Raw genomic sequence first — 21,795 nt, forward strand, 5'->3', positions numbered from 1 at the left:
CGGGGGGGGGGGCGGGCCCCGGGGGCCCCCCCCCCGGGGGGGGGGCGGGGGGGGGGGGGGGCGGGGGGGGGGGGCCCGGGCGGGGCGGGCCCCCCCCCGCCGGGGAGCGGGTCAGTGCTTGTTGACGGCCGAGGCCCAGTCGAAGTCCACGCCCATGTCGGAGTACATCTTGGAGTACCCGACGAAGCAGTTGAACATCGTGACCTTGCCGTTCTTCAGGTACCAGAAGTCGGCGGTCGGTGCGGCGACCTTGTGGCCGTTGCCGTTGAGGACACCCGCCGGCGTCTGGAGTCGGCCGTCGAAGGTGCCGTCGATCGAGAGCTCGATGCTGATCGTGTCGCCGTTCACGGTGATGCGCTTGAGGTCGCGGTGGACGTCGGAGAAGAGGCCCTTCATGTAGGGCAGGACGGCGCCGAGGGCCTCGCCCCGGTAGGCCTGTCCGGCGACCATGTCGTTGAAGACGCCGTCCTTGGTGAAGCTGTCGACGAAGGTCGGGACGTCTATGTGGCTGCCCTCGGCCACGTAGTAGTCGCGCAGGACGACGGCGAGGTTCTGCCGCTCGTGCCGGGTCAGGTGGCGGTTGGTGAGCGGCAGTTTCGCCAGCTGTTCGGGAGTCAGGTCCGGGACCGCCGTACTGCTGTGGGCGGGGGCGCTCGGGTGCGCCGGGCTCGTGGCCTGTGACGGCGCGGCGGCGATGGCAAGACCACCCAGGACCGCCACCGTGGTCGCGGCGGTGATCGACTTCCGGCTGAGCAGCTTCATGTCCGGTTCCTCCAGATAGGCTTCCGTGCGCTGTTAGTAATTCAAATGCTCGCTTAACATTATGGACGGCCGGTTGGGCTGTCAAGCCAATGTTTGAATTCATTGCCGGTGTGACGGCTGAAGGGGGAAAGGGGTGTTGACAATGTAGTCAAACGTATGCTTGATTACATTTCATGACACGCGCGGAGAAGACGGACCTACGCCGGGAAGCCGGCCAGCGCACCCGGGAAGGCCTGCAGACGGCCGCCCTGGAGCTGCTCGCGCAACGAGGCCAGGAGGGCGTGACGCTCCGCGAGATCACGGAGCGCGCCGGGGCCAACGTCGCCGCCGTGAGCTACCACTTCGGGTCGCTGAAGGCGCTGTGCAACTCCGCGATAGAGCACGCGCTGGAACAGTACCTGGACGCGCAGATCCAGGAACTGGGACCGCTCGGCCCCGCTTCCTCGCTCCAGGACCTGGCGGCGGCCTTCGCCCGGCCGATGATGCGCGCCCTGGCGGCCGGCGGACCGGAGCTGGCGATGATGCGGACCGTGGCACGGGTCGGCATCGATCCGCCCGAGGGCTGGGAGCGGCTGCACGGCAAGTTCGACCACAGCCGCCGGGAGGCCCTCCGGGTGCTGACGGCGAACCTCCCCGGGATCGCCGAGCAGGAACTGATCTTCCGCACGCGCTGCGCGGCCGGCCTGCTGAACTGGCTCGCGCTGGCCCCCATCGGCACCGAGCTGGCCGCGCTGCCCGCCGAGCAGATCGAGCGGCAGCTGGTCCCCGTCGTGGCCGGGGCGTTCCGCGGGGACGGCCCCACCGGCCGCTGACCGGACCAGGCCGGGCCGGACCGAGGGGCGTACGGAGCCGGACACGGCTCCGCCCCGGCGGGCCGGGTGCCTGCCGGGGCGGAGACGGTGACGGGGCGGCCCGGAGGGCCGGGCGGGCCTAGAGGGCCGCGAGGGCCGCGTTCCAGGTGGCCGACGGGCGCATGACCGCGTCCGCCTTGGCCTTCTCGGGCTGGTAGTAGCCGCCGATGTCGGCCGGGGAACCCTGGACGGCGAGCAGCTCGTCGACGATCTGCTGCTCGTTCGCGGCGAGCGTCTCGGCGAGCGACGTGAACGCCTTCGCGAGCTCGGCGTCGTCGGTCTGCTTGGCCAGCTCCTGCGCCCAGTACAGGGACAGGTAGAAGTGGCTGCCGCGGTTGTCGATGCCGCCGACGCGACGGGTCGGGGACTTGTCCTCGTTGAGGAAGGTCGCCGTGGCCCGGTCGAGGGTGTCGGCGAGCACCTTGGCGCGGGCGTTGCCGGTGAAGTCGGCGTACTGCTCGAAGGACGGCACCAGGGCGAAGAACTCGCCGAGGGAGTCCCAGCGCAGGTAGTTCTCCTTGACCAGCTGCTGGACGTGCTTCGGCGCGCTGCCGCCGGCGCCCGTCTCGAACAGGCCGCCGCCCGCCATCAGCGGGACGACCGACAGCATCTTGGCGCTGGTGCCCAGCTCCAGGATCGGGAACAGGTCGGTCAGGTAGTCACGGAGCACGTTGCCGGTGACGGAGATGGTGTTCTCGCCGCGGCGGATGCGCTCCACCGACAGCTTGGTGGCCTCGACGGGGGAGAGGATCCGGATGTCCAGGCCCTCGGTGTCGTGCTCCGGCAGGTACTGTTGGACCTTGGCGATCAGCTGCGCGTCGTGGGCGCGGCCCTCGTCCAGCCAGAAGACGGCCGGGTCGCCGGTGGCGCGGGCGCGGGTGACGGCCAGCTTCACCCAGTCCTTGATCGGCGCGTCCTTGGTCTGGCAGGCGCGGAAGATGTCACCGGCGGCGACCGGCTGCTCGATCACGACGTTGCCGGCCGCGTCGACCAGGCGGACCGTGCCCGCGGTGGCGATCTCGAAGGTCTTGTCGTGGGAGCCGTACTCCTCGGCCTTCTGCGCCATCAGGCCCACGTTCGGGACCGAGCCCATGGTGGACGGGTCGAAGGCGCCGTTGGCCCGGCAGTCCTCGATCACGGCCTGGTAGACGCCGGCGTAGGAGGAGTCCGGGATCACCGCGAGGGTGTCGGCCTCCTGGCCGTCCGGGCCCCACATGTGGCCGGAGGTGCGGATCATGGCCGGCATCGAGGCGTCGATGATGACGTCGGAGGGCACGTGCAGGTTGGTGATGCCCTTGTCGGAGTCGACCATCGCCAGGGCCGGGCCCTCGGCGATCTCGGCGTCGAAGGAGGCCTTGATCTCGGCGCCCTCGGGCAGGTTCTCCAGGCCCTTGAGGATGCCGCCGAGACCGTCGTTCGCGCTGAGGCCGGCCGCCTTGAGGGTCTGGCCGTACTTCGCGAACGTCTTCGGGAAGAACGTGCGCACCACGTGACCGAAGATGATCGGGTCGGAGACCTTCATCATCGTTGCCTTGAGGTGCACCGAGAAGAGGACGCCCTCTTCCTTGGCGCGGGCGACCTGCGCGGCCAGGAAGTCGTTGAGCTGCGCGACGTGCAGCACGGAGGCGTCGACGACCTCGCCCGCGAGGACCGGTACGGACTCCTTGAGGACCGTGGTGGTGCCGTCCTCGGCGACCAGCTCGATCTTCAGCTTGCCGGCCTCGGAGATCACCGCGGACTTCTCGGTGGAACGGAAGTCGTTCTCGCCCATGGTCGCCACGTTCGTCCTGGACTCGGAGCTCCAGGCGCCCATGCGGTGCGGGTGGGTCTTGGCGTAGTTCTTCACCGAGGCGGGGGCGCGACGGTCCGAGTTGCCCTCGCGCAGGACCGGGTTCACGGCGGAACCCTTGACCTTGTCGTAGCGGGCGCGGATGTCGCGCTCCTCGTCGGTCTTCGGGTCGTCCGGGTAGTCCGGCAGCGCGTAGCCCTTGCCCTGGAGTTCGGCGACGGCGGCCTTCAGCTGCGGGATCGACGCCGAGATGTTCGGCAGCTTGACGATGTTGGCCTCGGGCGTCTTGGCCAGCTCGCCCAGCTCGGCGAGCGCGTCCGGGATGCGCTGGTCCTCGTTCAGGTACTCCGGGAAGACGGCGATGATGCGCCCGGCCAGCGAGATGTCGCGGGTGTCCACGGCGACACCGGCCTGCGAGGCGTACGCCTGGATCACCGGCAGGAACGAGTGCGTCGCGAGGGCCGGGGCCTCGTCTGTGTAGGTGTAGATGATGGTCGAGTCAGTCACCGGGTGCTCCGCTCCACGTCTGCAACATTGCTCGACATCAAGATATCTCGTGAGCGACCCGTGCTCGACAGGGGTCCGCGACTCGGAAGATCCGGTTGTCCGGTTGTCGTACGACGGGCAACCGGATCGGTCACAAGGGTGGTCATGACAAAAGAGTCACCACCGACCCGGTGAGCCGGACCGACCACCCGGCCCGCCCGAGCGAAAGCGGACCATGAGATATCGCACCAGAGTCACGGCCCCGGCGGCCGCCCTGCTCGGCACGGCGACCGTCCTGGCCACGGGGGCCCCGGCCCTCGCGCGTCCCTTCTCCGCGGGGGAGAAAAGCGGCGACGCGAGGACCGGGGGCAGTACGCCCGCGCCGGGTTCCGAGACCCTCGGCGACCCCGTCTACCCGGCCCTCGGCAACGACGGCTACCGCGTCCACGCCTACGACCTCGACCTCGCCTACGACGCCACGACCCGCCTGGTCGACGCAACCGCGACCCTGCGCATCCGCACCACCCAGGACCTGTCCCGCCTCTCCCTGGACGCCCTCGGCCTCGACGTGTCCGCCGTCCGGGTCGACGGCCGGGACGCCGCCTTCGAGCAGGCGGACGAGAAACTGCGGATCATCCCCGCCCGGCCGCTGTGCGAGCGGACCGACGCCACCGTGTGCGTGACCTACTCGGCCGACCCGCGCCGCACCCTCCCGCACACCGCCTGGGTGCCCACCCCGGACGGCTTCGCGATCTGCCCGCAGCCGAACTCCGCGCACACCGTCTTCCCGTGCAACGACCATCCCTCGGACAAGGCCGGCTTCACCTTCCGCATCACCGTCCCGAGCGGCCTGCGGGGCGTCGCGAACGGCCTGCTCACCTGCGTCGAGAACCTGCCGGGCGACCGGACCGCGTACTCGTACCGCTCCCGCTCGCCGATCGCCACCGAACTCGTGCAGATCACCGTCGGCGACTACGTGGTCAAGGACCGGCCGGGCCCGCACGGCCTGCCGCTGCGGGACGTCGTCCCCACGGCCCGCGCCGCCGCCCTGGAACCGGCGCTCGGCCTCACCCCGGGCCAGGTCGCCTGGCTGGAGGACCGGCTCGGCGCGGCCTTCCCGTTCGAGACGTACGGCCTGCTGCCCTGCAACTCCGACGACCCGGACGCCTTCGACTTCACGGGCCTGGAGACCCAGACCCTCACCCTCTACAAGCCGAACTTCCTGCTCCAGGGGGAGGCGAAGATCGGCTCGCACATGATGCACGAGCTGGTCCACTCCTACTTCGGCAACCTGGTCTCGCCCGCCACCTGGGCCGACCTCTGGCTGAACGAGGGCCACGCCGACTTCTACGGGCTGCTCTACCGCTACGAACGCGGCTGGCCGGACTCCCTGGGCCTCACCACCATGGAGGCCCGGATGAAGGACACCTACGCCCGCGGCGACCAGTGGCGCCACGACTCCGGCCCGGTGGCCGCCCCGAACGAGGCCGACCTCTTCGACAGCCAGCGCTACCTCGGCGGAGTCCTGGTCCTGTACGCCTTCCGCGAGCTGGTCGGCGAGGACGCCTTCCACGCCGTCGAGCGCACCTTCCTGGACCGCTTCCGGCGCCGCTCGGCCTCGACCGAGGACTACATCGCGGTGGCCGGCGAGGTCACCGGCCAGGACCGGTCGGGCTTCCTCCGCGACTGGCTCTACGGCACCACGACCCCGCGCATGCCCGGCCACCCCGACTGGACCGTCACCCCGGTGACCCCGTCCCTGGCCACCCCGCACAGCCTGCGCGGCGGCCATCACCACGACAACTCGGCCACGCTGTAGGCACGACCGGCAGGGGGCTAGTCGGCGACGGGTACCTCCGCGGCGGTGCGCTGGTGCGGGATCACCACGGCCCCCTGCTGGAGCGCCACCGTGCGGGCCGGTGCCGGTATGCGGATGCCCTCCTCGCGGTAGCGGCGGTGCAGGCGCTTGATGAACTCGTGCTTGATGCGGAACTGGTCGCTGAACTCGCCGACGCCGAGGATCACCGTGAAGCCGATCCGTGAGTCGCCGAACGTGTGGAAGCGGATGGCGGGTTCGTGGTCCCGGACCGCGCCGGTGGTCTCGGTCATGGTCTCGGCGATGACCTCGTGCGTGACCCGCTCGACGTGGTCCAGGTCGCTGTCGTAGGCCACACCCACCTGCACCAGGATGGTCAACTGCTGCTCGGGACGTGTGTAGTTGGTCATGTTGGTCTTGGCCAGCTGGCCGTTGGGGACGACCACCAGGTTGTTGGAGAGCTGACGGACGGTCGTCTGGCGCCAGTTGATGTCCACGACATAGCCCTCCTCGCCGCTGCTCAGCTGGATGTAGTCACCCGGCTGGACGGTCTTGGAGGCGAGGATGTGGATGCCCGCGAAGAGGTTGGCGAGTGTGTCCTGGAGAGCGAGCGCGACCGCGAGACCGCCCACGCCCAGGGCGGTGAGCAGGGGCGCTATGGAGATGCCCAGCGTCTGGAGCATCACCAGGAAGCCGATCGCAAGGACCAGCACCCGGGTGATGTTCACGAAGATCGTGGCCGAACCGGCGACCCCGGAGCGGGACTGGGTGACCGACTGCACCAGCCCGGCGACCACCCGCGCCGCCGACACCGTCACCGCGAAGATGAGCAGCACCTGGAGGCACTGGTTCGTGTGGTGCTGGACCGTCCTGGTCAGCGGCAGCGCCGCCGCGGCGGCCGCCGCCCCGCCCGCGAGCGCCGCCCACGGGACCACCGTGCGCAGCGCGTCCACGATGACGTCGTCACCGCTCCAGCGGGTCCGCTTCGCGTGCCTGGCCAGCCAGCGCAGCAGCCCGCGCGACAGAAAGGCCGCCAACAGGCCCGCCGCGAGGGCGATTCCGGCCAGGACCAGGTCATCGACGGTGAGCGCTCGGTTCACCGGTTACCTCCCTTTCGGTTGTGCAGCCGCTCATCCTGCCGTATCCGCACGAGGGCCCGGACCGGCGCCCGCCCCCTCGGAGACCATGCCGAGCCTGTCAACTTGCTGTCGATGTACGGGCTGCGGCTAGCGCTGCGCCTTCGGGAGGACTTGGCTTCTGCGCTGGCTCACCCGCACGTCTGCTCCGGCCCCCACCCCCCATCGGAAGGCAGGCACAGTGCACCAGGAACAGCTCGACTATCTCGTCGTCGGCGCCGGTCCCGCCGGACTCCAGCTCGGTCGGCTCCTCCAGGCCGCGGGGCACCGCCACCGCATCCTGGAGAGCGGCGGCACACCGGGCACTTTCTTCCGCACGTTCCCCCGGCACCGGAAACTGATCTCCATCAACAAGGTCCACAACGGCACCAAGGACCCCGAGCTCAACCTCCGGATGGACTGGAACTCACTGCTGTCCGACGATCCCGGCCTGGCGTTCAAGCACTACTCCAGGCGCTACTTCCCGGCCGCCGACGACCTCGTACGCTATCTCGCCGACTTCGCCGAGGCGTTCAAACTGGACATCGCCTACGACACCCGGGCGGTCCGCATCACCCGCGACGACAGCGGATTCACCGTCACCGACCAGCACGGCGCCGAACACCGCGCCCGCCGGCTGGTCATGGCCACCGGGGTGTCCCGGCCCTACATCCCCGACGTGCCCGGCATCGAGACGGCCGAGCAGTACCCGGACGTCTCCGTCGACCCCGACGACTTCACCGACCAGCGGGTCCTGATCCTCGGCAAGGGCAACTCCGCGCTGGAGACCGCTGACAACCTTGTCGAGACGGCCGCCGTGATCCACGTGGCGGGACCGCACTCCGTCAAACTGGCCTGGAACACGCACTTCGTCGGCCACCTGCGGGCGGTCAACAACAACTTCCTCGACACCTACCAGCTCAAGTCGCTCAACGCCCTGCTGGACGGAAACGTCGAAGCCATCGAGCAGGACGGCGGCCGTTACCGCGTGCGGTTCAGCTTCTCCCGCGCCGACGAGGTCGTGAAGGAACTGGTCTACGACCGGGTGATCGTCTGCACGGGCTTCCGCTTCGACGCCTCGCCGTTCGACGAGCAGTGCCGGCCCGAGCTCGTCATCAAGGACCGCTTCGCCGAGCTGACCCCCGCCTACGAGTCGGTCAACGTGCCCGGCCTCTACTTCGCCGGAACCCTGATGCAGCAGCGCGACTTCAAGAGGTCCACCGGCGGCTTCATCCACGGATTCCGCTACGCCGTACGCGCGTTGAGCCGCATCCTCGGCGAACGCCACCACGGCCGGCCCTGGCCGCACCGCCCGCTGACCACCGACCCGGCCACCCTCGCGGACGCCGTGGTGGCGCGCGTCAACCGCAGTTCGGCGCTGTGGCAGCAGTTCGCCGTGATCGGCGACCTGATCGTCACCGCGGACGACGGCACCGCCCGCTACCACGAAGAGGTCCCCGTCGACTACGCGCACATGAGCGAACTCACGCGTGATCGGGACTACTTCACCGTCACGCTGGAGTACGGCCCCGACCACGACAAGGTCGACCCCTTCGACATCACGGTCCGCCGCACCGCGCAGAACTCGGTCGACGACGCCTTCGACGCGTCGTACCTCCACCCCGTGGTCCGCCACTTCCGCGCCGGCGCCCTGCTCGGCACCCACCACCTGGCCGAGAACCTGGAGAACCACTGGGACGACCCCGCTGTCCACCACGCCCCGCTCGCCGGCTTCTTCGGCCGGGAACAGGCGTCCGGACCGCGGACCGGCGCGGCGGTGAGGCAGCCGTGATGTTCAGCGCGAGGGACTTCGAGACAGCCGCCCGTGACCGGCTCGACCCCGTCCACGCCGACTTCGTCGCCGGCGGTGCCCGCGACGAGATCACCGTACGGGCCAACGAGGAGGCGTACACCCGGCTGCGGCTGCTGCCCCGCGTGCTGCGCGGCCGCGCGGTGCCGGACCTGGACGTCACGCTCTTCGGCGGGCGGGCCCGGACACCGGTGCTGCTCTCGCCCACCGCCTTCCACCGGCTCGTCGACCCCGAGGGCGAGTTGGCCACCGCACGGGCCGCGGCCGCCGCCGGGGCCGTCATGATCGCCAGCATGGCCTCGACCGTCGCCGTCGGCGAGGTCGCGGCCGCGGTCCGCGCCGCCGCGCCCGGCGAGACCGTACCGCTCTGGTTCCAGCTCTACCTCCAGCCCGACCCCGGCATCACCGAGGCCCTGGTCCGCCGGGCCGTCGACGCCGGCTGCACCGCCCTGGTCGTCACCGTCGACTCCCCGGTGCTCGGCGCGAGCGAACGCAACCGGCGCAACGGCTTCCACGACCTGCCGGCCGGCCTGCGCTGCGAGAACCTCGTCGGCCTCCGCGACGGCGAACGCGGGCACGTCCGCCAGATCGAGATGTCCCCGGAGTTCTCCTGGGACCACATCACCCGGCTCCGCGAGATCACCGGCCTGCCGATCCTCCTCAAGGGCGTCCTGCACCCCGAGGACGCCCGGCTCGCCGTCCGCCACGGCGTGGCGGGCCTGCTGGTGTCCAACCACGGCGGCCGCCAGCTCGACACCGTCCCGGCCACGTTGGAGGTCCTGCCCGAGATCGTCGCGGCCGTCGCCGGACGGATCCCCGTCCTCCTGGACGGCGGGATCAGACGCGGCACCGACGCGGTCAAGGCGCTGGCGCTGGGCGCACGCGCGGTGGGCATCGGCCGCCCCGTGATGTGGGCACTGGCCGCCGACGGCGAGAAGGGCGTACGGCGGCTGCTGGAGCTGCTGCGCGAGGAGATCGAGGACGCCCTCGCCCTGTGCGGAGCGGCGGCCCTCGACGAACTCACCCCGGATCTGGTCCGGCCGGCCTGGTCGGGACGGCACTTCGGCGGAGCGGGCGTCGGGGGAGCGGTCTTCGGGGAAGCGGTCCTCGGCGGAGGCGCCTCATGAGCGCCGCCGGCTGGGCCGCCGTCGGGGCCGCCCTCGCCCTCGCGGCGAGCCTGCCGTACTGGCTGCCGCGCACGGTGGTCGCCCTCCGCGTGCGCATCTTCGCCCGGATCAACGGCGAGGAGGGCATCCCCGTCCCCGGCCGCGAGGTGCCCGCCGAGGAGTTCAAGCGGGTGTACGGCCATCCGGCGGCCAACGGCCGCAGCCGGGGCGCCGCCCTGTCCGACCTGTTCTGGTACTGGCTCTCGCCCGGCCCCGAGGTCCACCAGGAACACCTGGAGCCCGGCCCCCGCTACGACGGCGTGGCCCGCACCACCCGGCAGATCCTCGCCGGCCCGTCCCGCGCCGAGTGGACCGGGCTGGTCGGCCGCTGCACCCGGCAGGTGCTGGACGAACTCGGCGGCGACGAAAGGCTGTTCAAGGTCCGGCTGCGCGATCTCATGATGCCGGTGTGGGCCTCGGTCTACTACGAGGTCGTCTTCCGCAGTCCCTGCCCGCGTGAGGTCCGGGACCTGATCACCGGCAACGCCGACGACGTGGTCAGCGCCCTGAAGTGCACCCGGCTGCGGCACCTGGACCGCCGGGCCCGGCTCACCGCGTACCTCCGTGAGCGGCTCGCCCACGACCCGCCGTCGGTGCCGCTGCCCGCGCTGCTCACCGAGCGGGAGCGGGCGTACTACCTCCAGGGCACCTTCTTCAACACGGCCGTGGTGCAGATGTCGGAGGCGACGGCCCACCTGCTGCTCGCCCTCGCCACCCACCCGGAGGTCCAGGAACACCTGGCGTCCGCCGGGCCCGACTACCTCGACCGCGTCATCGACGAGACCCTCCAGCACTTCCCGTTGTTCGGCGTGGCGCACCGGATCACCACGGGCGAGATCCCGCGCGACGGCCGCCCCGCCCTCCCCCCGGGCTCGGTCCTGCTCTTCAACTACCCCGAGTACCAGCGCTCGGGCACGGCCGGGGCCGAGCGCTTCGACCCCGACCGCTGGCTGTCCAGGGACACCCGGCCGACGGCGTCCATCCCGTTCGGGGTCGCCGCCAACCGGCCCTGCCCGGCCCGCGGTTTCGCCGTGCTGACCATGCGGGTCGCGGCCGAGGAGGTGCTGCGCAGGTTCCGGCTGGAGTCGTCCGCCGAGCACACCCGCTCGCTGCCCAGCCGCGGTCCCTGCCTCCTGATCCCGCGCGCGGACACCGGATCGCGCCGCCGGCCGCGGCTGCGGCTCGCGGCGATGCGGCTCGCCGACCACTGGGCGAACGTCCCGCGCAGCCTCACCCAGCTGGTCCTCGGCACCTACATGGTCTGGGACGCCCGCCGGCAGGGGCTGTGCCGCAACTACTTCGCCGCCGCGCCCGGCGGTCCGTCCCCGTCCGTCGTCGGCAGCCGGTGAGGGGGAGTGACGCCATGACACCCGTGGAGCTCGCTCCCCGCTTCTTCGCCGCCGTCGTCGTGATCCTGGTGGCCTGCCGGCTGGTCGTCGCCGTCGCCGGCCGGTTCGGCCAGCCGCCCGTGGTCGGCGAGATGATCGCCGGTGTCCTGCTCGGACCGTCCCTGTTCGGACTCGTCGCCCCGGACGCGGCCGACGCGGTCTTCCCCGCCGAGCTCAAACCGGTGCTGTACGTCGCCGGGCAGATCGGCCTGGTGGCCCTGATGTTCCACGCCGGGTACGAGTTCCGGGCGCACGCGGGCCGCGGGCTCGCCGGCACGGCGGCAGCCGTCTCCGCGGCCGGGATCACGATTCCCCTGGTCCTCGGTGCGGGCCTGGCACTCGTGGCGCACGGGCACGTGGACATCTACGTCGACGGCGTCCCGGTCTGGGTCACGGCGGGCTTCGTCGGCGTGGCCCTCGCCATCACCGCCTTCCCGATGCTGGCCCGCATCATCACCGAACGCGGGCTGGCCGGCTCCCGCTTCGGCACCCTTTCCCTCGCCTCGGGCGCCACCGACGACGCCGTCGCCTGGATCCTGCTGGCCGCGGTCCTCAGTGCCGCCTCCGGTGACCCGGGGCAGGTGCTGACCGCCGTCGGCGGTGCGCTGCTGTTCGGGGCGGTCCTGTACTTCCTGGGGCGCCCGCTGCTGGATCTGATCGTGAACCGGCCCGGAGTGCGCGACGACACCCGGCTCCTCGGCACGGTCGCGGTGCTGTTCGGCGCCGCGTGGTTCACCGATGTCGTCGACCTGTACGCGGTGTTCGGGGCCTTCTGCGTCGGCATGGCCATGCCCCGCTGCGAGGCCGCCGAACGCCTGGTGCGGACCACCCGGTCGGTGACCCAGGTGGTCTTCGTCCCGATGTTCTTCACCTACTCCGGTCTCAACACCCGCTTCGACGTGTTCGCCGACCCCGCCGTGCTGGCGTTCGGCGCGGCGGCCGTGGTGCTGGCCGTGGCCGGCAAGTTCGGCGGCTGCTGGGCGGCGGCCCGGCTCAGGGGCGAGCCGCCTGCGGTGGCGGTCCGCGTCGGCACCCTCATGAACGCCCGCGGGCTCATGCAGCTCATCGCCCTGAACGTCGGCCTCGCGGCCGGAATCGTCAGCGACGCCCTGTTCTCCGCACTGGTGCTCGTGGCCCTGGTGACCACGGTGATGACCGCCCCCGTCCTCTCCCTGCTCGACCGGCGGGACGCGGCCGGGGCACGCACCGGTCCGGCGACGGAGCAGGATCAGGAGGTGGTCCGCACCTAGCACGCGACCGGCCACGACACCGCGCTCGGTTGACGCAGCCTGCCGCCCGGCGGCAGGCTGTCGCGCAGTGATCGTCTGGGAGGTCCGATGACAGGTCCGGTGCTCGCGGTCGACCAGGGCACGTCCGGCACCAAGGCCCTGGTGATCTGTCCCGAACGGGGCGTCATCGGCACCGGATTCGTCGCCGTACGCACCCGGCACCTGCCCGGCGGCCGGGTGGAGGCCGACCCCGTGGAGCTGTACGAGTCGGTGCTCGTGGCCGGCCGCCGGGCGCTCGCCGAGGCCGGCGAACCGGTGACCGCGCTGGGCCTCGCCAACCAGGGCGAGACCGTCCTCGCCTGGGACCCCGGCACCGGGCGGCCGCTCACCGACGCCATCGTCTGGCAGGACCGCCGGGCCGAACCGGTCTGTGCCGGACTCGCCGAGCACGCCGAGGAGTTACGCACCCTCACCGGCCTGCCGCTCGACCCCTACTTCGCCGCGCCCAAGATGGCCTGGATCCGCCGGCACCTCACCACCGAGGGAGTCGTCACCACCACGGACGCCTGGCTTGTCCACCGGCTCACCGGCGCCTACGTCACCGACGCCGCCACCGCGAGCCGCACCCACCTCCTCGACCTGGACCGGGTGCGGTGGTCCTCCCGCGCCCTCGACCTCTACGGGCTGTCCGCCGAGCACCTCCCCGAGATCGTCGACAACGCCCAGTTCGTGGGTACGACCAAGGAGTTCGGGGACAGGATCCCGCTCACCGGCCTCGCCGTGGACCAGCAGGCCGCCCTCCTCGCCCAGCGGATCACCGGCCCAGGCGGCGCCAAGTGCACCTACGGCACCGGGGCCTTCCTGCTCGCGCACACCGGCGACACGCCCCGGCACAGCAGCTCCGGACTGGTCGGCTGCGTCGCCTGGCGCCTCGCCGGAGAGGCCGCCTACTGCCTGGACGGCCAGGTGTACACCGCCGCCTCCGCGGTGCGCTGGCTCACCGATCTCGGCGTGATCTCGGGCCCCGCCGACCTGGACCGGGTGGGCGGCGCCGTCCCCGATGCCGGCGGGGTCACCTTCGTCCCCGCGCTGGCCGGGCTCGCCGCCCCCTGGTGGCGCGGCGAACTGCGCGGCTCCCTCACCGGGCTCGGCCTCGACACCGGCCCCGGGCAGCTGGTGCGGGCCCTGTGCGAGGGCCTCGCCGCCCAGGTGACGGAGCTCGCCGAAGCCGCCGAGAGCGACCTCGGCACCCCGCTGACCGCCCTGCGCGTCGACGGCGGCCTGACCCGCTCGGCCCTGCTCATGCAGACCCAGGCCGACCTGCTGCAACGCCCCGTCGAGGTGTCCACGCTGCCCGACGCCACCGCCCTCGGCGTGGGCGCGCTGGCCCACCTCGGCAGCGACCCCGTCGACTTCCTGCCCGACGGCAGACCCTCCGCCGTCTACGAGCCGCGCATCGGTGCCGCCGAGGCCGCCGAGCGCCTCGGGGTCTTCCGCGCCGCCGTCGCCGCCCTGCTGGACGGGCCGGTGACCGGAGCCGGCCCGGGAGCGCACCGGTGACGGTCACCGCGGCCGGACCCCTGCCGGCCGTCCCGTACGACGTGACGGTCGTCGGCGCCGGGGTCGTCGGCTGCGCGATCGCCCGCGAACTCGCCCGCCACCCGCATCTCAAGGTCGCCCTGGCCGAGGCCCAGGACGACGTCGGGCAGGGCACCTCGAAGGCCAACACGGCCATCCTGCACACCGGCTTCGACGCGCACCCCGGCACCCTGGAGTCCCGCCTGGTCCGCGAGGGCGGCCGCCTCCTCGCCGCGTACGCCGCCGAGTCCGGCATCCCGGTCGAGCCGGTCGGCGCGCTGTTGGTCGCCTGGGACCAGGAGCAACTGGCCGCCCTGCCGGACCTCGCGCGCAAGGCCGTACGCAACGACCGCCACGACACCGCTCTGTTGGACGCCGCCGAGCTGTACGCCCGCGAACCCCACCTCGGCCCCGGCGCCCTCGGCGCACTGCACGTGCCCGGTGAGAGCATCGTCTGCCCGTGGAGCACCACCCTGGCCTACGCCACCCAGGCGGTCCGCGGCGGCGTCGACCTCCACCTCAACACCCGCGTGACGGGCGCGGACCGGCACCACGGCGTGCACACCCTCACCACCTCGCGCGGTCCCCTGCACACCCGCCACCTGGTCAACGCGGCCGGCCTGCACGCGGACACCCTCGACCGCCTGCTCGGCCGGCGCACCTTCACCGTCACCCCGCGCCGGGGCCAGCTCATCGTCTACGACAGGCTCGCCCGCGACCTCGTCCGGCACATCCTGCTGCCGGTCCCCACCGCCCTCGGCAAGGGCGTCCTGGTGGCCCCCACGGTCTACGGCAACGTCCTGCTCGGCCCCACCGCCGAGGACCTGGACGACAAGGCCGCCACCGAGTCGACCGCGCAGGGCCTCGCCGCGCTGCGCGACAAGGGCCGCCGCATCCTGCCCGCGCTCCTGGACGAGGAGGTCACCGCCGTCTACGCCGGTCTGCGCGCCGCCACCGAGCACGACGACTACCGCATCGCCGCCCACCCCGACCAGGCCTACGTCACGGTCGGCGGGATCCGCTCCACGGGCCTCACCGCCTCGCTCGCCATCGCCTCCCATGTCACCGGACTGCTCAGGGCCTCGGGCCTCGGCCTGGCGGACCCCGTCGACCTGGAACCGGTGCGCATGCCGAACCTCGGCGCGGCCTTCCCCCGCCCCTGGCAGGAGGGCGGTCACGTCCTCGTCTGCCACTGCGAGCACGTCACCCTCGGCGAGATCCGGGACGCCCTCGCCGGGACCGTCCCGCCACGCAGCCTGGCGGGCCTGCGCCGCCGTACCCGGGCCGGGGCGGGCCGCTGCCAGGGCTTCCACTGCGGGGCGACGGTACGGGAGCTGTTCGAGCGGGCGGGCCGGCCGTGACGGCCGAACGCCACGTCGACGTCCTGGTCGTCGGTGCCGGCCCCGCCGGTCTCGCGGCCGCCGCCCGGCTCGCCCTCGCCGGAGCCGGCCGGGTCGAGGTGCTGGAGCGGGAACCGGAGGCCGGGGGAGTGCCCCGCCACTGCGCCCACGGCGGATTCGGCACCTGGACGCGGCCGCTGACCGGCCCGGCGTACGCAGGCCTGCTCGTGGAGGCGGCCGCGCGCGCCGGAGCGGTGGTCCGTACGGGGGTGACCGTGCTGGACTGGGCCTGTTACACAGCGCCCCGAAGGGGCGCGGGGCTGTATGAAATGTGCGGCTGCCGCCGCGTGGGCGCGACAAGCCACGACGGCGCCGCACCCGGCACCCGGCGTAGCGCGGAGCCCATAGGCCTCGCCACCGCCGGCGAACGCGGCCCCGAGACGGTCACCGCACAGGCGGTGGTCCTCGCCACCGGCGCCTACGAACGCCCGCGTGCGGCACGGCTGATCCCGGGCACCCGGCCCGCGGGGGTGTACACCGGAGGCGAGCTGCTGCAGGCCGTGCACCGCTACCGGCAGACGATCGGCGAGCGGGCCGTGGTGGTCGGGGCCGAGGACGCGTCGTACGCGGCGGCCGGGACCGTGCGGGCGGCGGGCGCCGAGGTCGTCGCGATGGTCACCGAGCGGCCGCGCGCAGGATCCGTCCGGGCCCTGGACGCCCGGCTCCGCTCCCGCGTGCCGCTGCTCACCGGCACGGCGGTCACCGAGATCCTCGGGCACGGGCGGCTGTCCGGCGTGCGGATCCGGCACCGCGACGGGCGTACCGGCGTCCTCGCCTGCGACACCGTCGTCTTCACCGGGGACTTCACCGCCGAGGACGAACTGGCCCGCCGGGGCCGGATCGCCCTGAGCGGCGGGCCCGCCCCGTACACCGGCCGGCCGGGGGTCTTCGCCGCCGGCGGTCTGCGGCGGCCGGGACTGGACGTCCGGGCGGCGGCCCGGGCGGGCGTCGAGGCGGCCGGGGCGGTGCTGGAGTGGCTGGTCAGTCGCCCGTGAAGGAGCCGTGCCGGCCCGCCCCCGCCGCGAACCGCGCCGCCCCCTCCAGGCCCTCCGCCAGCACGCCCATGCCGTACCGGATTTCGGCCTCCATCGCAGCCGGCTCGGCCAGCCCCTCCTGGTCCAGCAGCGACGCGCGGTCGCTGCGCAGGCACGCCTGCGGGAAGGCCGCGATCGAGGCGGCCAGTTCCTCGGCCGCCGCCCGGGAGCGGCCGGTGGGGACGAGCCGGTTGGCCAGGCCCATCTCGTAGGCCTCGGGGGCCGGGACCGGGCGGCCGGTGAGGATCAGGTCCATCGCCCGGCTGGTGCCGATCAGCCGGGGCAGCCGTACCGTGCCGCCGTCGATCAGCGGCACGCCCCAGCGGCGGCAGAAGACGCCGAACACCGCGTCCTCCTCGGCGACCCGCAGATCGCACCACAGGGCCAGCTCCAGGCCCCCGGCCACGGCGTGCCCGGCGATCGCCGCGATCACGGGCTTGGAGAGGCGCAGCCGGGTCGGGCCCATCGGGCCGTCGCCGTCCGGCGCGACCCGGTTGCCGTGCCCGGCGCCCATCGCCTTGAGGTCGGCCCCCGCGCAGAACGTGCCGCCCTCGCCCCACAGCACCGCTACCAGCGCCTCGTCGTCCGCCTCGAACTCGCGGAAGGCGTCGGCCAGTTCGGCCGCCGTCGGTCCGTCGACCGCGTTGCGCACCCCGGGCCGGGAGAGGACGACCGTGGTGACGGGACCCTTGCGTTCCAGACGGACCGGCATGCGTTTCCTCCGCGGCGAGCTCTCAGATGACCTTCAGTCGCACCAGCGCTCCCAGTGTCAGCGCTCCCGGCAGCAACGGCACCCACACGGTGATGATCCGGTACGCGAGGACGACGGCCGTGGCCACCGCCACCGGTCCGCCGGCCGCCACCAGCGCCACGATCAGCGCCGCCTCCACCGAACCCAGGCCGCCCGGCGTGGGGATCAGGGCGACGGCGACCGTGGCCGCCAGGTACGCCAGCGCCATGTGCGCGGGCGGCACGTCGAGGCCCAGGGCCCGCCCCACCGCCACCAGGCCGGCCGCCTGGAGCGCGGGGAAGGCCAGCGAGCCACCCCACAGCGCCAGCGCCCGGGACGGCCGCGTGTGCACCGAGCGGGCCTCGCCCAGGGCGTTGCGCACGAAGCGGAACACCGGCTCGCGCACCCGGCGGACGAGGAGCAGCCCGGTCAGCGCCACGGCGACCAGGGCGCCGGCAACGGCCAGGACCGGTCCGACGTCCCCGGCGGGGAGCAGGCCGTCGAGCCGCAGGGCGTCGGGGAAGGCGACGAAGAACACGGCCATCAGGCCCACGCGGGCGATCGACTCGGCGAGCAGATAGAGGGCGAGCGCGGCGGAGGAGGTGGCGAGCGGCACCCCGCACACGGTCATGAAGCGCAGGTTGACCGCGCCCGAGCCGAGACCCGTGGGCAGCAGGTGGTTGGCCGAGCCCGCCGCGAGCTGGGTGGCCAGCAGCCGCCAGCGGGGCAGCGGCTGGATCACCGCGCCCTGCCGGGTGAAGGCGGCGGCCACCCAGGTCAGGCAGGTGGCACCGCCGGCCGCGAGCAGCCAGGGCCAGGAGGCGTCGCGCAGGTGGCCGAAGCCGTCGACGAGGACCGGCCAGTGCTGCACCGCGATGACCGCGACCAGCACGAGCGGAACGAGCGTGAGGACGTGCCGCCAGGGAACACGACGGGCGAGCCGGGGGAGACGGCTCTCACGGAAGCCGGGGATTCTTTCCGCTGTCACACCGGGAGAGGTTTTCCGCGCCGCCCCAACTGCGGGTGGCGGAAGAGGAGACACCGGATGACGACCGGGAAGCGGGTGAGGGGGGAGGTCCACCGGGAAGCCCGCCTGCGGCTTCGCGGAGCTGAGCGGGGGCTGCGCAGGGCTCATCGGGTCCTTCGTACGGGGGGACGGTGCGCGGACATTGACCTCAACGATGCTTGAGGTCCTACGTTCTCCCCCATGAGTATGGAGACCACCGCCTGGACGCAGCTGCACAGCGTCATGACCGCCCAGCAGGAGCGGCGTCCGTTCGACCGGGCGACGCTGCGCCGTATCGCCGCCTTCGCCCGCCCGCACCGGGCCGGGATAGTCCGCTTCGTCCTCCTCGGGGTGGTCACCGCCCTGCTCGCCGTCGCCACCCCGGTGCTCGCCGGGCATGTCGTCGACGCGATCGTGTCGGGCCACGACACCGGCACGGTCGTACGCCTGTCGCTGCTGATCGCGCTGGTCGCGGTCGCGGAGGCGGCGCTCGGGGTGCTCGGGCGGCGGCTTTCGGCGGCGCTCGGGGAGGGCCTCATCCTCGACCTGCGCACGGCTGTGTTCGATCATGTGCAGCGCATGCCCGTCGCGTTCTTCACGCGTACCCGTACGGGAGCGCTGGTCAGTCGTCTCAACAACGACGTGATCGGCGCCCAGCGGGCCTTCGCCAACACCCTCTCCGGCGTCGTCAGCAACCTGGTCACGCTGCTGCTCACGCTCGTGGTGATGCTCACCCTGTCCTGGCAGATCACCCTGCTCGCGCTGGTGCTGCTGCCGCTGTTCGTGGTGCCCGCGCGCCGGATGGGCGGCCGGATGGCGCGGATGCAGCGGGAGGCCGCCGCGCTCAACGCGGCCATGGGCACCCGGATGAACGAGCGGTTCTCCGCGCCCGGCGCCACCCTGATCAAGCTCTTCGGCCGCCCCGAGGAGGAGTCGGCGGAGTTCGCCGCGCGCGCCGCCCGGGTCCGCGACATCGGCGTGCGCACCGCCACCGCCCAGTCGGTGTTCATGACCGCCCTGACCCTGGTCTCCTCCCTAGCCCTCGCCCTGGTCTACGGCCTCGGCGGCTGGTTCGCCCTGCGCGGCACCCTGGAGCCGGGCGCGGTGGTCTCCCTCGCCCTGCTGCTGACCCGCCTCTACGCCCCGCTGACCTCCCTCGCCGGGGCCCGCGTCGAGGTGATGAGCGCGCTGGTCAGTTTCGAGCGGGTCTTCGAAGTGCTCGACCTGAAGCCCCTGATCGAGGAGAAACCGGACGCCCGCGAGGTCCCCGAGGGCCCGGTCGCCGTCGAGTTCGAGGACGTCCGCTTCGCCTACCCGGCCGCCGACCAGGTGTCCCTCGCCTCCCTCGAAGAGGTCGCGGTCCTCGACTCGCGCGGCGGCAGCGAGGTCCTGCACGGCATCTCCTTCCGCGCCGAACCCGGCCAGACGATCGCCCTCGTCGGCTCCTCGGGCGCCGGCAAGTCCACCATCGCCCAGCTGCTGCCGCGCCTGTACGACGTCGACGAGGGCACCGTCCGCATCGGCGGTGCGGACGTCCGCGACCTGACCGCCGGCTCGCTGCGCGCCACCCTCGGCATGGTCACCCAGGACGGCCACCTCTTCCACGACTCCGTCCGCGCCAACCTGCTGCTCGCACGACCCGGTGCCGCGGACGAGGAGTTGTGGGACGCCCTGGACCGCGCCCGGCTCGGCGAGGTGGTCCGGTCGCTGCCCGACGGCCTGGACACGGTGGTCGGCGAGCGCGGCTACCGGCTCTCCGGCGGCGAACGGCAGCGGATGACCATCGCCCGGCTGCTGCTGGCCCGTCAGCGCGTGGTCATCCTCGACGAGGCCACCGCCCACCTCGACAACACCTCGGAGGCGGCCGTCCAGGAGGCCCTGGCCGAGGCGCTGGAGGGGCGTACCGCGGTCGTCATCGCGCACCGGCTGTCGACGATCCGGGCCGCCGACCAGATCCTGGTGGTCGAAGCGGGAGAAATCGTGGAGCGCGGGACCCATGAGGAACTGCTGCTGGCGGACGGCCGGTACGCCGAACTGCACCGCACGCAGTTCGCGGAGGTGACCGCGCCCTGACGGAGCGTTCACCTCGCCGTCACATTTTCCTGTGAGTGGTGCGGGGGAGCGCTCCCCCACTTGACGGCGGTGGTCCGGACCTTTAGCTTCACGCCTTAAACAAAGCCTCACGGATGCGCCCAACGCCCAGTGACCCCAAGCGCGTTGGGCCCACCCCGTGCTGCCACCCCCCGCGTGAAAGGCCAACCCCCCGCAATGGCCAGACCTCTGCCCACGGCTGTCGCCCTCGCCGCCCTGTCGCTCTCCGCAGGCCTGCTCACCGCATCCCCCGCACAGGCCGCCACCGGCACCATCACCGGCCTCGCCGGCAAGTGCCTCGACGTCGCCGGAGCCAACTCGGCCGACGGCACCGCCGTACAGCTCTACGACTGCAACGGGACCTCCGCCCAGCAGTGGACCCGCGGCAGTGACGGCACCCTCCGGGCCCTCGGCAAGTGTCTCGACGTGACCGGGAACTCGACCGCCGACGGCGCCAAGCTGCAACTGTGGACCTGTAGTGGCGGTGCCAACCAGCAGTGGACCGTGTCGTCCGCCAACGACATCGTCAACCCGCAGGCGAACAAGTGCATGGACGTCACCGACAACAACTCCGCCAACGGCACCCGGATACAGATCTGGACCTGCGCGGGCACCGCCAACCAGAAGTGGACGGCCCCCGCGGCCGACGGCGGCGGCACCACCCCGTCGTCGCCGATGGCCGTGGCGCCCTACCTCTACAACGGCTGGGGCGACCCGCCGAGCCCGACCACGATCACCAACGCGACCGGCGTGAAGTACTACACGCTGGCGTTCGTCCTCAGCAACGGCTACTGCAACCCGCAGTGGGACGGCAGCCGGGCGCTGACCGGCGGAGTCGACCAGAGCACCATCAACACCGTGCGCGCCAACGGCGGTGACGTCATCCCGTCCTTCGGCGGCTACAGCGGCAACAAGCTGGAGAGCTCCTGCTCCAGCGCGAGCGAGCTGGCGGCGGCCTACCAGAAGGTCATCAACGCCTACGGCGGTCTCAAGGCCATCGACATCGACCTCGAGGCCGACGCCTACAGCAACGGGACCGTGCAGCAGCGGGTCGTGGACGCGCTGAAGACGGTGAAGGCCAACAACTCCGGCCTGAAGGTGTACATCACCATCGGCACCGGCCAGAGCGGCCCGGACACCAGCCTGATCAACCGGGCGGCGTCCTCCGGGCTGACCGTCGACGCCTGGGCCATCATGCCGTTCGACTTCGGCGGCGCCGGCCAGAACATGGGCAACCTCACCACCCAGGCGGCCGAGGGGCTCAAGAACGCGCTGAAGAACGCCTACGGCTACAGCGACGACACCGCCTACCGGGACATGGGCATCTCGTCCATGAACGGCATCACCGACAACAACGAGACGGTGACGGTCGCCGACTTCCGCACCATCCTCGCCTACGCCCAGCAGCACCACCTGGCCCGGCTCACCTTCTGGTCCGCCAACCGCGACCGGCCCTGCACCGGCGGCTCCGCCGACAGCTGCTCCGGCGTGAGCCAGTCCAACTGGGACTACACGCGCGTCTTCGCCGGATACACCGGCTGACC

Annotated in this window: 16 protein-coding genes; 11 read left to right on the forward strand and 5 right to left on the reverse strand. The window is 72.4% G+C overall.

The window, feature by feature from the left end; translation table 11 throughout:
• Positions 1-111: 111 nt before the first annotated feature.
• Positions 112-762, reverse strand: a complete 651-nt coding sequence (locus tag ACFY0K_RS00830) for a nuclear transport factor 2 family protein (RefSeq protein ID WP_390637956.1) — start codon at positions 760-762, stop codon at positions 112-114.
• Between the two features lie 173 nt (positions 763-935).
• On the opposite strand from ACFY0K_RS00830, the gene ACFY0K_RS00835 reads away from it, so the two are divergent.
• Entirely contained in the window at positions 936-1,574 is a 639-nt protein-coding gene (locus ACFY0K_RS00835; protein WP_390637957.1) for a TetR/AcrR family transcriptional regulator, read from the forward strand.
• A 118-nt stretch (positions 1,575-1,692) separates the two neighbouring features.
• On the opposite strand, the gene ACFY0K_RS00840 is transcribed toward ACFY0K_RS00835, so the two are convergent.
• Entirely contained in the window at positions 1,693-3,909 is a 2,217-nt protein-coding gene (locus ACFY0K_RS00840; protein WP_390637958.1) for an NADP-dependent isocitrate dehydrogenase, read from the reverse strand.
• 214 nt (positions 3,910-4,123) lie between these two features.
• Between ACFY0K_RS00840 and ACFY0K_RS00845 the strand changes: the two genes are divergently transcribed.
• The gene (locus tag ACFY0K_RS00845) at positions 4,124-5,707 is read left to right on the forward strand and encodes a M1 family metallopeptidase (protein WP_390637959.1); all 1,584 of its coding nucleotides are present in this window, start codon (positions 4,124-4,126) and stop codon (positions 5,705-5,707) included.
• 17 nt (positions 5,708-5,724) lie between these two features.
• On the opposite strand, the gene ACFY0K_RS00850 is transcribed toward ACFY0K_RS00845, so the two are convergent.
• Positions 5,725-6,804, reverse strand: coding sequence for a mechanosensitive ion channel family protein (locus ACFY0K_RS00850; RefSeq protein WP_390637960.1), 1,080 nt, complete (start codon positions 6,802-6,804; stop codon positions 5,725-5,727).
• Between the two features lie 217 nt (positions 6,805-7,021).
• On the opposite strand from ACFY0K_RS00850, the gene ACFY0K_RS00855 reads away from it, so the two are divergent.
• The 7 genes from ACFY0K_RS00855 to ACFY0K_RS00885 all read left to right on the forward strand — a co-directional run bounded on the left by ACFY0K_RS00855 (position 7,022) and on the right by ACFY0K_RS00885 (position 16,385).
• On the forward strand, positions 7,022-8,611 hold the full coding sequence (locus ACFY0K_RS00855) for an NAD(P)-binding domain-containing protein (RefSeq protein ID WP_390637961.1): 1,590 nt from the start codon (positions 7,022-7,024) through the stop codon (positions 8,609-8,611).
• The gene (locus ACFY0K_RS00860) at positions 8,611-9,756 is read left to right on the forward strand and encodes an alpha-hydroxy acid oxidase (protein ID WP_390637962.1); all 1,146 of its coding nucleotides are present in this window, start codon (positions 8,611-8,613) and stop codon (positions 9,754-9,756) included. The genes ACFY0K_RS00855 and ACFY0K_RS00860 overlap by 1 nt, the downstream gene beginning before the upstream one ends.
• A complete protein-coding gene (locus tag ACFY0K_RS00865) occupies positions 9,753-11,144 on the forward strand; it encodes a cytochrome P450 (protein ID WP_390637963.1) in 1,392 nt (463 codons plus the stop codon). Before ACFY0K_RS00860 ends, ACFY0K_RS00865 begins: the two co-directional genes overlap by 4 nt.
• Positions 11,145-11,158: 14 nt before the next feature.
• On the forward strand, positions 11,159-12,433 hold the full coding sequence (locus ACFY0K_RS00870) for a cation:proton antiporter (RefSeq protein WP_390637964.1): 1,275 nt from the start codon (positions 11,159-11,161) through the stop codon (positions 12,431-12,433).
• Between the two features lie 87 nt (positions 12,434-12,520).
• On the forward strand, positions 12,521-13,972 hold the full coding sequence (locus ACFY0K_RS00875) for an FGGY family carbohydrate kinase (protein WP_390637965.1): 1,452 nt from the start codon (positions 12,521-12,523) through the stop codon (positions 13,970-13,972).
• On the forward strand, positions 13,969-15,351 hold the full coding sequence (locus tag ACFY0K_RS00880) for an FAD-dependent oxidoreductase (RefSeq protein WP_390637966.1): 1,383 nt from the start codon (positions 13,969-13,971) through the stop codon (positions 15,349-15,351). Before ACFY0K_RS00875 ends, ACFY0K_RS00880 begins: the two co-directional genes overlap by 4 nt.
• On the forward strand, positions 15,348-16,385 hold the full coding sequence (locus tag ACFY0K_RS00885; protein ID WP_390637967.1) for an FAD-dependent oxidoreductase: 1,038 nt from the start codon (positions 15,348-15,350) through the stop codon (positions 16,383-16,385). The genes ACFY0K_RS00880 and ACFY0K_RS00885 overlap by 4 nt, the downstream gene beginning before the upstream one ends.
• Here the strand turns inward: ACFY0K_RS00885 and ACFY0K_RS00890 are convergent.
• A complete protein-coding gene (locus ACFY0K_RS00890; RefSeq protein ID WP_390637968.1) occupies positions 16,372-17,136 on the reverse strand; it encodes a crotonase/enoyl-CoA hydratase family protein in 765 nt (254 codons plus the stop codon). The genes ACFY0K_RS00885 and ACFY0K_RS00890 overlap by 14 nt on opposite strands.
• A 22-nt stretch (positions 17,137-17,158) precedes the next feature.
• Positions 17,159-18,142, reverse strand: a complete 984-nt coding sequence (locus tag ACFY0K_RS00895; RefSeq protein WP_390637969.1) for a YbhN family protein — start codon at positions 18,140-18,142, stop codon at positions 17,159-17,161.
• 219 nt (positions 18,143-18,361) lie between these two features.
• Here ACFY0K_RS00895 and ACFY0K_RS00900 point away from each other — a divergent pair, with 219 nt between their 5' ends.
• Positions 18,362-20,233 carry an ABC transporter ATP-binding protein gene (locus tag ACFY0K_RS00900; protein ID WP_390637970.1) on the forward strand — a complete coding sequence of 624 codons (1,872 nt, stop codon included), beginning with the start codon at positions 18,362-18,364 and terminating at the stop codon, positions 20,231-20,233.
• 195 nt (positions 20,234-20,428) lie between these two features.
• On the forward strand, positions 20,429-21,793 hold the full coding sequence (locus ACFY0K_RS00905) for a lectin (RefSeq protein ID WP_352364883.1): 1,365 nt from the start codon (positions 20,429-20,431) through the stop codon (positions 21,791-21,793).
• The last annotated feature ends 2 nt before the right edge of the window (positions 21,794-21,795 follow it).

It is taken from the genome of Streptomyces sp. NPDC001507, from assembly GCF_042894765.1.
GTDB lineage: Bacteria > Actinomycetota > Actinomycetes > Streptomycetales > Streptomycetaceae > Streptomyces.